The following is an 11,676-nucleotide window of genomic DNA, read 5'->3' as shown; positions in this document are numbered from 1 at the left end:
CCATGACAGACAAATATCTTCTCGACCCCTCCGACGTTCGCGTTCTTCGTGTCCTGCAGCGCGATGCCTCGCTGTCCATAGCCGAGGTCGCCAAGGAGGCCGGCATGAGCCAGACCCCCTGCTGGCGCAGGATCAAGCGGTTGAAGGAACAGGGCATTATCCGCCAGATAACCGCCATCGTGGACAGGGAATCCGTCGGCCTCGGTTTCGTCGCCTATTCCTTCGTCAAACTCGCGGTTCCCAGCCGGGACAACATGGAGACGTTCGACAAGCTGGTGCATCACTGGCCGGAAGTCGTCACATGCGAACGCATCACCGGGGCGGTGGACTATCTTATAAAGGTAGTTACAGACGACATCAAAACCTACGACAATTTCCTCAGGCTGAAGCTGCTCGACAACACCTTGGTTTCGGACGTCCAGTCCCGTATCGTGGTCAATACGGTCAAGGACACGGTGGCCCTGCCTCTGCGCGAGAGCTGAACCGCAAGGCGCTTCACGCCATGAACCGGAGCGGCGACAGGCCTGTCGGGTCCAGTATGGGCGTCTTGCCGGCAATCATTTCGGCGAGCAGCCGGCCGGTAATCGGCCCGAGCGTGAACCCGTCATGCGCATGGCCGAAATTCACCCACAATCCCGGGATCGTCGGCGAGGCCCCGACCACGGGAAGGGAATCGGGCAGGCACGGCCGCGACCCCATCCAGGGGGTATCCTGCAGCGGCCGCCCGAGGGGAATGAGATCCTCCGCCCGTCTTCTGGCCATTGCGATGATATTCGGATTTTGCGGAGCGTCGCGCTCGGCCAGTTCGACACCGGTCGTCAGACGAATGCCATTGTCGGTCGGGGTCAGCACCAACCCGTTTTCCACGTCGACGAGCGGACGTGACAGGGAAGCTCCCGACAACGGCCGGTAATGCATGTGATAGCCCCGCTTGACCGCAAGCGGATAGTTTTCGCCCAGCGCCTTCATGATATCCTGCGACCATGCCCCCAGCGCGATGACCGCGTTCCCGGCAAAGACAGTGCCGCGTTCACCCTCAAGACGCCATCCGCCGCGCTTGCGTTGCAGCTTTGCGGCATCGGCGCGGAAATATTTTCCACCTTCCCGGACAAAGCTCCGCCAGAAGGCGTCAACGACCGCGCCCGGATTGGAGACGGAACAGCTCTCGGTCCAGTGGACCGCTTTCAGGCTTGCCGCCCTGTGACTGGCGATTTTCAGGCCAGGTTCAAGGGTGCCGATCTCGCCGGCCGTCAACTCATCGTAAGCGACCCCGAAAACCCTCGCGTAATAGCGCTCTGTCTCGCCCAGGCTGTAGGAGGACCCGGACCTGTAAAGATGTATCCAGCCGCCCTGCCGGTAGAACCTGTCCGCATTCGCGGAGCGCGCAAGCTCAAGATGCTCCTGAACCGCCAGTGCCCGCAAGGGAGCGACGACACGCGAATAAAGTTCCGCGGCCCTGTCGCCGCTGGCCGCGTGATAGCGCCGCAACCAGGGAAGCAGGCGCACCAGCGTCCCAAAGTCATAGGAAACGGCGCTCGATTGCCTGAACAGTATCCCCATCAGCTCCCGCGCACGCAATGGCACCGCGTGCGGCACGAAGCCGTTGCGCTGAACGATGCCTGCATTGCCGAAGGATGCTTCCAGGCCCGGATGTGTCCGGTCGATCAGGGCAACGTCCAGACCCAGACGGCGCAGGTGAAGCGCTGTCGAAACCCCGACGATGCCGGCACCGAGAACCATCACCTCGAAAGACTGGTTTTGCTTTGCCTGCTTCGCCATTTCCTTAAGCCACGCACTCCCGTCCCGTGTCGTCAAACGGATGGAGAATTGCGGCCCGTCTCCCCTCGCGCGTCCCGCATCCGGACGAATGCAGGCGCGGTACGCTCTAAAATCGATAGACTTTCCGCATTCAAATATTCCCATATGAATGCTGGCTGATCTAAAAGACTGGGGCGTAACCTGCCGCCCTACGTTTTTTCCGGAGACAAGTTTAGATGATTCGAGTGTTTGGGGCAGGTCTTGCATGGATAGGCCTCCACGGAACCGCCGCGCTGGCCGTGAGCATATTCATCGGCCTTGCACTACCGGCATTATCCACCTTTTTGCGGCCCTATCTGACCCTGGCCGTTTTCTGCCTCCTGACCCTGGCCTTCCTGCGGGTCGACAAAAACGCGATCAGGCTGCGTCTGCGCCGCCCCGCGCTTCTGGTTGCCGCACTCGTCTGGATGATGCTCGGCGCGCCTCTTCTGACCTGGCTGGCGATCGAAGCCTCCGGTCTCGCGGTCCTCGGTCCGGACGTCGTCCTGGCGCTGTTCATCGCCACCGCCGCCCCGCCGGTCATGGCCGCCCCCGCCTTCATCTATCTGCTCGGCCTGGACGCAACCCTCAGCCTCGCGCTGTCCGTTGCCGCCCTGATCGTGACCCCGCTCACCGCGCCCTTCATCGGCGAGTTGATGCTGGGCCCTTCCCTGCCCCTGAGCGTTGGCGGACTGGCCGTGCAACTGTCCCTCCTGCTCACCGGCGCTTTCCTGCTGTCCGCGGCATTCCGCAAACTGGCCGGTGCGGAGCGCCTTTCCCGCAGCAGTCTTCACATCAGCGGGTTGAATGTGCTCCTGCTTCTCTTCTTCGCCATCGCCGCCATGGACGGTGTCGCGCTGAGTTTTCTGCAAAAGCCGGCGTTCACCCTCGGCCTCACCGCCCTCACCTTCGTATTGGCGCTGCTGCAGATCGGGCTGACCCTGCTTGTTTTCGCCCCCGCCAGCCGCGAGGATGCCTATGCGATCGCGCATACCTGCGGAACCCGCAACATGGGCCTGATGGTGGCGGCATTCGGCGGCACGCTGCCGGAGTTCACCTGGCTGTGGTTCGCGGTCGGTCAGTTTCCGATCTACATGCTGCCGATGCTGCTCAAGCCCTTCGTCCGCGTTTTCTGCCGCCCAAACAGCGAAAGTGTGACGTAGCGGACCTGACAATCCGCCATGTCACGCTTAAGTTGCGGAAATCGAATTCGAACAATATTTGATTTCAAAGGAGCGCGCGGTGACCCACCTTCAACCAGGACTCAGCCTTCTCTTAAAAACAGCGCTGCGCTGCCTGTCATTCCTCCTGGCCTTTCCCCTCCTCGCATCGGCCGCCATCGCCGGTGACACGGCGAAAGCCGAAATCCTTGGCTTTTCAAAAGACGGCGCCTATTTCGCCTTCGAGCAATACGGGATCCAGGACGGCTCCGGCTTTCCCTATTCGGAGATCTTCGTGCTCGATGTCGCCAACGACCGCTGGGTGAAACCCTCGCCCTTCCTTCTGCGCAACCAGAACGAAGACGAAATCGAAGCCGGCGGCATCTTCGACCCGGATGCCCTGGTGACAGCGGTGCGCTCGGAAAACCGCGAAAAGGCGCAACAGCTTCTTCAGACGACGCGGATCGCCGGAAAGGGCCTGACAGCGGGTCACAACCCACGCACCGAACTCAATTCCGACCCGTTCCGGATGGTCGTCGCACCGCGCGATTTCTTCCGCCCCGGCGAGGACGAGCTGGAATTGAACCTGAACGAATACCTGCTGACCTCGGACACATGCGCGGGCATCAAGATCGACGATACGCGCGGCTTCCGGCTGACCATGACCTACAAGGGCCAAATCCGCGTTCTGAACGAGGACACCAGCCTTCCCGAAAGCCGCGGATGCCCGCTCGCCTATCGCGTCGAGCGCATCGTCACCCATTTCCCGGAAGATGGACCGCCGGTCTACGCGGTCCTGATCCAGATGGACACCCACGGCTTCGAAGGCCCGGACCGGCGCTACCTGGCGATCACCGGACAACTCTGAGCGGCAAGGATCTCAAGTTCCTGCCCGGAAATTAGCGCGAAAAACTCCAATTATGAACGGTCCAGTTTTCGGGGTTCAGAGCACCATCAGCTAATGAAATGGTAGCAGTAGACCTAAATATGGTGTCGACCATTATGAGTTGCCCCAATCAGACAAAACATCTCCCAAGGCTGTAGATAGCCGGAATTTTAAAACTCCGCTCCTAAAATCACTACCCCCATCCACAAGAAATACGTAAAAATATATCCCTTTATCTTTTGTCTCTGCAAATTCAAATATAATTTTCGTAACAAGCGGGGGAATATCTTCTCGCATTATCGCTCTGCAACTCCCAAATCCTTGCGGCGCATATTCGTTAAGCTGAATCATTAAAGAATCTATTTCACCATATTCTTCCAAATCAATGCTTTTACCGATAGCTGACTTGAATTTGTTGCCGTCACCACTCCTAAGTGCCTGAAGAATTTCATTCAGCGAATTTGACCATTTTTTTCCATTTACTTCGCATGCGTCTGCAGCACCTACGCAGCAAATCCAAATCGCAAATACATAAAATCCGTATTTTTTCGCAGAAACAACAAATTCTCTCATGATCTAAACCTATGTATCTTAGTGGTTATTGGTATCGTGCAGATATTCTCTGCAACGGTCACCATCCCGCAGCGCCGGAAGAACCCCTCCGGCTGCGCCACGGCCTTGTCAAAGATCGCCCGGGCCTTTCCTTCAGAAAACGCAATATCCCGAAAGATCGTTTTGAGATGCACTTCACGCGCAAGATGGATGCCGGCGCGGCAATCGGTTTCCGAGCCGTCCGCCAGCCGGGGTTTCACGCTGCTGCGTTTGAGCGCGGGCGCAGCACCGATTGCATCACTCGATCCAAGGGTGAGAGATCCAGCAATGCTCAACCGCGCGGCCCCAGCTTTTGATAACCCCGCATGAGAAACGCCATAGTCAAGAACGCTATCTCAAGCGGCTTCGACGTCGTCAACTGTGACATCTTTCAAGATCCACTCATATGGACCAATTTCCTTGTTATCTGTCATTTTTTCTCACAAAAACACGCGTCAGCATTGCCATCATCGGCACTGACGCCCAGGACAAACTTACTGACACGCCAGATGCCAATATCGGAAACCCGGGTCCCACCCAGAATTGCATCAGAGGTACGCTGGTCTTCTCTTCAATAGGAAAGGGGAAGAATAGTATAAAATAGAAAAATCCACCCACTGTTAAAGTATAAATTATAGATCCGAACAGTTTTTTAAAGCTTAACTCAGCAGAATTATGGCCTCTTTGAATATTATATGCATACAATTTTATATAAATTAAAGATATAATAGCTATTGATGGCAAGAACATTAAAAGTGAAGAGATATACCAGAACATCACTTGGTCACCCATACCAAGTAATGAATCATATCTTTTTTGGGCAATTGGGAACAATGAGAGAGTCGTCTCAGACAAGGATCTGCGTAAAGCAACTGGGATTAAGAATGGTGCCGCGTAGACGCAAACCAAAAATACAGGAATGTATATCTTAATAAATTTTTTATAAAATCTATTCCAGCTATCGTATAGCTCTTTACATTCCATCACAGAGCCAATTACATAATCTAAGAGAAATTCATGTTTTCTCTTAAACGTTTCATAGTCTTCTTTATTTGAACTACGGTTCACGCAATGCGCTCCTAAAATGTCAGCTTCGTTCCGTTTGCAGTGGCCACGAGATATTTCCCCCCAAGCGTTACCACCGCTCACCGCCGGAAGAACCTGTCCGCATCTTCCACATTGTCGTCATTGGTGACATGCACCATCCGATGCGTGCAGCTTCTGACCTTGGCCCAATGACGCACCGTCTGGACGAGGCGCAGCGCGACCTTGCCGCCGAGCAGCGTGCCGGTGTCCAGAAAATGTTCGCCCGCATTTACCGAGGCAAAGACCAGGAGCCCGTCTTCGGTCAGTAACACATCCGCGCTCGGCACAGCATAAATCAGCCCAAAGCATTCTGGCTGGGACCTCGCATTCTCAAAGATCGCCCGTGGCTTGTCTTCAGAAAACTGAATTTCCTTAAAGATAATGCGCCGACACGCTCCCCGCGCCAGATGATACCCGACTCGCACTGTCTGGCGATCACCGGACGGCTCGGAGCGCTGAAAAACCTCCGGTACCGGCCACCTTTTTGTTCTCATGACGCATAAAACGCGAGAACACTCCTGCGCGGGTTGTTCAATCCATAGATCCTGAAACTGATTGTGTTTGGTCACCAACCAGTTTCAGACCTTCAATGCGAATGAACAACCTTCTTGGAACTCACACCTAGCGTGCCTTCACGACGGGTATCTAATTGATACTGCGCAGATTTGAGTCTACTAGTATGGAGTTCTAAGTTGTACTTATAGTTTGCGGCAATATTTATGGTGTCTATATTAGATTGGAGGGATGCAGCAGCGGCAGTAAAGGCAGCTGACCGGAAATCTCCTAATCTGAGCGCGATTGCCGCGCTGGTAATAGAATCCGCGGTTGACGCGAGAGAGGCCGTTATTTGATTAAATACGTTCACATTGTTGTCGTATAGACTCTGCTGTGCTTCTTTCTTAATGGTGTCCAGATCTGAATCACTAAGTGTGCTATATCTTCTGTATCGATCATCCATAATAGGGCTAATCTATTATTTGCAGTTTCTGTATATATAGGCATTGATATTTCGAATAATACTTCCGGTAAATTCCGTTGGATCTATAAAAACATCTGAATCGTCAATTCCGAAAGTATCAAATCTCTTTCCGTTACAGTATTGATATTTTATTTGAAATGCCTCCCTTGGAGAAGAACTTTTAAAATTGAAAGTGGCAAAAGATAAATTCTTCTCAGGGAGGAAGGAATTCTTTATTCTAATTTTACTAATGTATCTAAGGTCATATTTTTTACTATAGTTACTTACGGCATCACTATATTGGCAAACATTATTATCGTAGCGCACAATTAATGCGCAGTCAGAAATAGTAACTTTCACTGTTTGATTGTTAAATCTATGAATTGACTGTTCAAATTCACGCTCCAATATTTCCTTATTTTCTTCTACAAAGTAGTAATAAGGGAAAAATTTATATAGAAATAATAGTAAAAATATTATCGAAGCAACAAGAATTGCTTTCTTTTCGATTTTATTACTTATCATTTATCTCACTCAAGGTATGCAGAAGATATTTCCCCCCAATCGTCACCATCCAGCAGCGCCGGAAGAACCTGTCCGCGTCTTCCGCGTTCTCGCCAGTGGTGACATGCACCATGAGATGGGCGCAACTGCGCGTCTTCGCCCAGTGGCGCATCGCATGGACGAGGCGCAGCGCGACCTTGCCGCCGAGCAGCGTGCCGGTACCCAGAAAATGCTCGCCCGCTTGCACCGAGGCAAAACCCAAAAGCCCGTCTTCGGCAAGCGGCCGCTCCGCCCCCGGCACGGCATAGATCAGCCCGAAGCGGTCCGGCTCAGCCATGGCCTTGTCATAGATCGCCCGGGCCTTGGTTTCAGAGAACGGAATATCGCGAAAGATTGTGTGCAAATGCGCCTCGCGCGCCAGATGGATCCCGGTACGGCAATCCGTGCTGGAGCCATCCGCCAGCCGGATCTTTACACTGGCCCGCAAGGGCGCGGCTTCGCCACCGGCGGCCCTCCGGCCCGCTGCATCGGCCGGCGTTTTCATTTCGTTTGAAGCGCATTCACCCGTCACACGTTCGCCCCTGCCGGTTTGTCCCGATTGTGCGCCCTTGCACCGCCCCGGGCACTTCATTTCCAAATCGTAGTGCAAGCTTCCCACTGATTACGCCCATTTCTGCGAGAGAGTCGAGCTGAACGCTCCTGCCAAAACCTAAAAGCGCTCCCGCCTCCGTGCTCCCAAATTCAAGCACACCTTGTGCGTTAAGTTCATTTTCAGTTGTCATTGGAAACCTGTTTTTTGATGAGCGACGCTGTCACGGCAATACAAGCCGCGGTCACGTAAGAATAAGCTGATACTATTGCTGGATACAAAGCTCCGACCAGTAGCGTTCCACGATGACTTGTGGAGCTGATAGTGTCAGGGCGATACCATTCAATAAATGGGAAGTATCCGAATAAAACTATTATTAAAACTGAAAAAAAAGTTATTAAATTCAGCTTCTTCCAATCAACGGTAACTGTGAAACACAAGAATACGGTGTAAAAAGGAGTGATGAAATGAAATAAGAAAAAGATCATTATATAGTATTTTGCGGTAAAAAAACTCACCTGCAGCGCAGAGGCATACCGTGTAATGTAAAACTCGCCAAAGAGGGAGTTACACCATTGGAGGAAAGCCAATATCCCGGCCGGAGATTCATTCGTAGGGAGCAAATAACAAATCGAAGGAAAAAGAACTAAGTAGAAAGCTGGAGCAACATACCTGTTTACAATTTTTGCTTTATTCATATTTCTTCCAGAGTGCTAAGCTAATTGCGAGCTCAATTGAGTGGCTGCAAAACAAGGGTGTCGCATAGGTTAGCCCGAACCGCTCCGGCTGGGACGTCGCCTTGTCAAAGATCGTCAGCGCCTTGTCTTCGGAAAACGGAATGTCCCTGAAGATCGGGCGCCCGTGCACCTCCCGCGCCAGATGAACCCCGGCCCGGCTATCCGCCTCCGACCCGTCCGCGATGCGGAGCGTGAGGCCGGGGCGGGCATGCGAACGCTCGTCCGCATCACCGGCCGCCTTCCGGCCCGCAGACTGCCTGCCTGCCGTATCGCCCGGCGTTTTCATCTCGTTTGAAGACAGTTCGCCCAACACCTGTTCGCCCTCGCAGGCACGTGGCCAGTGCCCTTTTCCCCGGCACCACACCGCCGGATCTGCTTCGTTGCCTTGCCCCCGGACGCCTTCTTCCAGTTGCACCACCAAGCTACCGATATGCGGATATTTAACAAGCCACTTGGCGGGCAACCCGCCCGCGAACCGTACAGGTTCCCTCGCGGACTCAACGCTTTATTTTAAGGAAAAAGCTTGGGAACCGGGAAGGTTCCGAAAGTGGGCCAGGAACCGAGTTGGGGTGTGCAAGCTGGAATTCATGACGGAGGAAGGCCGCTGCGAACTGTGGCACCTCCATGCGGCAGTTGGCTGCAGCCTCCACAAACTGGAATTCCCCGGTTCCGGATTGGCTTTCTCACGCCGCCGCAGCAACCGCAGTGCACCAGTCCTTCCGCGTCGCCCGTGTCCGCCTGCTCACCCCGTCGCCATTATCGTCGTAGCGGTTGGTGATCGACAAGCCGTCGGCGCTGGTCACCGAATGGATCTCATAGGCCTTGCCGCCATCGGCCGCATAGGCGGTGGTGGTCAGGCTGCGCGTGCCCGTGCCGTCGACGGATTCCACCTGCTCCACCCGGTGGCCCTCGGCTTCAGCGGCCAGCAGCATGTCGCCAACCGTGCCGGTGGTGCCGTCCGAACGCGTAAACGTGGTCTTGCCGGTGATCACCGACCCGTCGCTCAGCTCAATGTTGCTCGCATCCGCTGTCAGGTCGATCTCGGTGATGCCGAGCTCGGCCAGTGTCCTGGACACCGTCGAGCCGTCGGCCAGGGTGACCATCACCTTGAACTGGCCGAACGCGTCGTCGCCGGCGTTCAGGACGCCGTCGCCGTTGCTGTCAAACACCGAAGCCAGGGCCTCCAGGTCGCTGGTCGATGTCGGGTCCCATTCGGTGAACACGAACTGGCGCTTTTCGGTGATCTCGTCCCGCCCGTCCGGATCGAAATACAAAACCCCGTCGCCTTCACCCGCCCAGGCCGTGCGATGCAGAAAACCGTCGCCGCCCGTGTCCATGAACACCATCGACCGGTCCAGCGCCGTGACCTCTAGGCCGTCGCCGTCAAGGTCGAGAACTACAGGAGACATCGGAACACTGCCGGGATCGGAACCTCCCCTTGTTCCGTCCCCCTTGTCCCCGCTGCGCGTAGCACCTTCGTTGCCGCCAGTCTGTTGTGTATTGCCTCCAGCCTGTTGGCTTCTTCCACCCGCATCCGGATCGCCGTAGCTGCTGCTGTGCTGACCATCCGGGTTCGCGCTGCCACCGCTGTTATTGTTGTTACCGGGGTTGTTGCTGCTGTCGCCGTTAGAGCCCCCACCGGAATTGCCGCCACGTGTTCCGTCTCCCAAGAGCCCACCGCGAGTCGTGCCCTCATTTCCGCCTGATTGACTTTTTCCAACCGAATAACTTGTTCCTCCTGCGTCCAGGTCGCCGTAACTGCTGCTGCCTGAATTCGACTGGCTAGAACTTGCCGCGCTGGTGTTCTGGGTCGTGGCGGAGGCTGCGCTCGAGTTGCCTGCATCGGGGTTGCCATAAGAACTGCCGCCGTCGCTTCTGCCGGCATAGTGGGGCGTAGGCAGGTCGACAACGGTTTCAGGGCCGTTTACGTCCGTCGCGGATTTGCGCTGCGCGGCTAGCTCTTCCTGCTTTTTGGCCTGCAGTCCAGCATAAAACTCCCAGCCGCCCTGGTCGCCCAAAACATCTAGTGCGTTGGTTTCGTAACCAATAGGAATCGATCCTATTTGTCCTGGATACCGGAAGGAAGATAAGGATCCAATGGGTAGTCTCGGTCCAGGAATTGTTTCTATATCGTGACCAAAATACGACGCGGGCACCTCATGAATAGAGCCCAAATTACTTAAATTGATAGCAGCGCTTCCGTATCCTCCAAATCCGATAGGACCGACAATATTTGGTGCGCCTACAATACTACCGCTACTTACAAGGCTGACACCGTCGCCATTGAATCTGAAGCCGGCAAATACAGAAACTCCGGAGCCAAAAGCTATTGTCCCACCAACCCCAATATCATAAGTTGTATCTTCAGGGCCAAAGGTAACTCTTGCTCTAAGTCCTAGTAGCGACCCAGAAACACGCCCCTGAACAGCGTTCGATAGATCGCTCGCTAGTTCTCCGACCGATACCCGCCCTTCGTAACCAAAGCCGACAATACCGATTCCATACTTACCGCCAACGTCTATGCTCAGAACGTCACCATTACTTCCCATTTTAAACGTCGACACCTTCCAAAATATCTTTTGCCTTATTGAGTGAATTTATGTGCCTTTTAAGGTCTTTCAATTCTATTTTATGGTATTGAACATTCCCTGAATAATTGTATTTTACAAAAACACACTTCTTATCAGAGTTGCAAATAAACATTATAGAGTTTTTGCTTATTCTATATGATGATTTAATATTGTGTCTAAATAAAAAAAGTCTATCAATTAGCGATGGCTTGTAGTTTTCAGCGTCATTTTTCATTTATTCACCCTCAATGATAACACTATTTGGATCGAAAAATTCCCCGCCCAAACTAACATTTCGATTTATATCGTGAGATATCACTGACGTATTGTCTCTTAGTGTTTGATTGTTGTTGCTTCATGAATACGTATTGCGCATCGACAGGAATTTTGTAGGAATGGTATGTCTCGGCAATTAGTGCACGCGTGCGCCCCACGCGCCAGATGGATGCCGGTCCGGCAATCGGTTTCCGAGCCATCCGCCAGCCGGAGTTTCACGCTGGTCCTTGCAGGCGCGCTGACGTCCGTTTCACCGGCCGTCTTCCGGCCCACAGACTGCCCGCCCGCTGCATCGCCCGGCGTTTTCATCTCGTTTGAAGAGAGTTCGCCCAACACCTGTTCGCCCTTGAAGGCACCTGGCAAGTGCCTTTTTTTTTGGCACTGCCCCGCCGGATCTGCTTCGTCACCTTGCCCCCGGACACCTTCTCCCGGTTGCACCCCAAGCTACCGATATGCGGATATTTGACAAGCCACTTGACGACAACCCGCCCGCGAACCGCACAGGTTTCCTAGCGGATTCAG

General features: G+C 54.1%; 13 protein-coding genes. 3 read left to right on the top strand and 10 right to left on the bottom strand.

Features of this window, described 5'->3' with window-relative positions; all coding sequences use genetic code 11:
* The first annotated feature begins 2 nt into the window (after positions 1-2).
* The gene (locus CLV41_RS25345; protein ID WP_103225280.1) at positions 3-482 is read left to right on the top strand and encodes an Lrp/AsnC family transcriptional regulator; all 480 of its coding nucleotides are present in this window, start codon (positions 3-5) and stop codon (positions 480-482) included.
* A 13-nt stretch (positions 483-495) separates the two neighbouring features.
* On the opposite strand, the gene CLV41_RS25340 is transcribed toward CLV41_RS25345, so the two are convergent.
* A complete protein-coding gene (locus CLV41_RS25340) occupies positions 496-1,779 on the bottom strand; it encodes an NAD(P)/FAD-dependent oxidoreductase (protein ID WP_103225279.1) in 1,284 nt (427 codons plus the stop codon).
* Between the two features lie 215 nt (positions 1,780-1,994).
* Here CLV41_RS25340 and CLV41_RS25335 point away from each other — a divergent pair, with 215 nt between their 5' ends.
* Both CLV41_RS25335 and CLV41_RS25330 read left to right on the top strand, forming a co-directional pair.
* Positions 1,995-2,960 (top strand): sodium:proton symporter, encoded by a 966-nt coding sequence (locus CLV41_RS25335; protein ID WP_103225278.1) that lies wholly within the window; start codon positions 1,995-1,997, stop codon positions 2,958-2,960.
* A 79-nt stretch (positions 2,961-3,039) separates the two neighbouring features.
* Positions 3,040-3,825: a DUF2259 domain-containing protein gene (locus tag CLV41_RS25330; RefSeq protein ID WP_103225309.1), complete on the top strand. Its 786-nt coding sequence runs from the start codon at positions 3,040-3,042 to the stop codon at positions 3,823-3,825.
* Positions 3,826-3,957: 132 nt separating this feature from the next.
* Here CLV41_RS25330 and CLV41_RS27655 read toward each other — a convergent pair whose 3' ends face one another.
* The 9 genes from CLV41_RS27655 to CLV41_RS25300 all read right to left on the bottom strand — a co-directional run bounded on the left by CLV41_RS27655 (position 3,958) and on the right by CLV41_RS25300 (position 9,717).
* Positions 3,958-4,416, bottom strand: coding sequence for a hypothetical protein (locus tag CLV41_RS27655; RefSeq protein WP_146048640.1), 459 nt, complete (start codon positions 4,414-4,416; stop codon positions 3,958-3,960).
* Positions 4,413-4,730, bottom strand: a complete 318-nt coding sequence (locus CLV41_RS25325) for a hypothetical protein (protein ID WP_103225277.1) — start codon at positions 4,728-4,730, stop codon at positions 4,413-4,415. The genes CLV41_RS27655 and CLV41_RS25325 overlap by 4 nt, the downstream gene beginning before the upstream one ends.
* A gap of 127 nt (positions 4,731-4,857) precedes the next feature.
* Positions 4,858-5,583, bottom strand: a complete 726-nt coding sequence (locus CLV41_RS27650; RefSeq protein ID WP_146048639.1) for a hypothetical protein — start codon at positions 5,581-5,583, stop codon at positions 4,858-4,860.
* Complete coding sequence (locus tag CLV41_RS25320; RefSeq protein WP_146048638.1) at positions 5,580-5,792, bottom strand: hypothetical protein; 213 nt, start codon at positions 5,790-5,792, stop codon at positions 5,580-5,582. Before CLV41_RS25320 ends, CLV41_RS27650 begins: the two co-directional genes overlap by 4 nt.
* A gap of 701 nt (positions 5,793-6,493) precedes the next feature.
* On the bottom strand, positions 6,494-7,003 hold the full coding sequence (locus CLV41_RS27645) for a hypothetical protein (protein WP_146048637.1): 510 nt from the start codon (positions 7,001-7,003) through the stop codon (positions 6,494-6,496).
* The gene (locus tag CLV41_RS25315) at positions 6,993-7,526 is read right to left on the bottom strand and encodes a hypothetical protein (protein ID WP_103225275.1); all 534 of its coding nucleotides are present in this window, start codon (positions 7,524-7,526) and stop codon (positions 6,993-6,995) included. The genes CLV41_RS27645 and CLV41_RS25315 overlap by 11 nt, the downstream gene beginning before the upstream one ends.
* Positions 7,527-7,753: 227 nt before the next feature.
* The gene (locus tag CLV41_RS27640; RefSeq protein WP_146048636.1) at positions 7,754-8,269 is read right to left on the bottom strand and encodes a hypothetical protein; all 516 of its coding nucleotides are present in this window, start codon (positions 8,267-8,269) and stop codon (positions 7,754-7,756) included.
* Positions 8,262-8,726 carry a hypothetical protein gene (locus tag CLV41_RS25305; RefSeq protein ID WP_146048635.1) on the bottom strand — a complete coding sequence of 155 codons (465 nt, stop codon included), beginning with the start codon at positions 8,724-8,726 and terminating at the stop codon, positions 8,262-8,264. The genes CLV41_RS27640 and CLV41_RS25305 overlap by 8 nt, the downstream gene beginning before the upstream one ends.
* A gap of 265 nt (positions 8,727-8,991) precedes the next feature.
* Positions 8,992-9,717: a hypothetical protein gene (locus CLV41_RS25300; protein WP_103225272.1), complete on the bottom strand. Its 726-nt coding sequence runs from the start codon at positions 9,715-9,717 to the stop codon at positions 8,992-8,994.
* Positions 9,718-11,676: the final 1,959 nt, after the last annotated feature.

The organism is Roseibium marinum, from assembly GCF_002906165.1.
GTDB lineage: Bacteria > Pseudomonadota > Alphaproteobacteria > Rhizobiales > Stappiaceae > Roseibium > Roseibium marinum.
This window is presented reverse-complemented; position numbering and strand designations above follow the sequence as displayed.

Excerpts from the sequence above, each read along its gene's own strand:
- CLV41_RS27655 (WP_146048640.1), bottom strand. The coding sequence starts at position 4,416 with ATGAGAGAATTTGTTGTTTCTGCGAAAAAATACGGATTTTATGTATTT.
- CLV41_RS25340 (WP_103225279.1), bottom strand. The coding sequence starts at position 1,779 with ATGGCGAAGCAGGCAAAGCAAAACCAGTCTTTCGAGGTGATGGTTCTC.
- CLV41_RS27645 (WP_146048637.1), bottom strand. The coding sequence starts at position 7,003 with ATGATAAGTAATAAAATCGAAAAGAAAGCAATTCTTGTTGCTTCGATA.
- CLV41_RS25315 (WP_103225275.1), bottom strand. The coding sequence starts at position 7,526 with ATGAAAACGCCGGCCGATGCAGCGGGCCGGAGGGCCGCCGGTGGCGAA.
- CLV41_RS25335 (WP_103225278.1), top strand. The coding sequence starts at position 1,995 with ATGATTCGAGTGTTTGGGGCAGGTCTTGCATGGATAGGCCTCCACGGA.
- CLV41_RS25300 (WP_103225272.1), bottom strand. The coding sequence starts at position 9,717 with ATGTCTCCTGTAGTTCTCGACCTTGACGGCGACGGCCTAGAGGTCACG.
- CLV41_RS25345 (WP_103225280.1), top strand. The coding sequence starts at position 3 with ATGACAGACAAATATCTTCTCGACCCCTCCGACGTTCGCGTTCTTCGT.
- CLV41_RS27640 (WP_146048636.1), bottom strand. The coding sequence starts at position 8,269 with ATGAATAAAGCAAAAATTGTAAACAGGTATGTTGCTCCAGCTTTCTAC.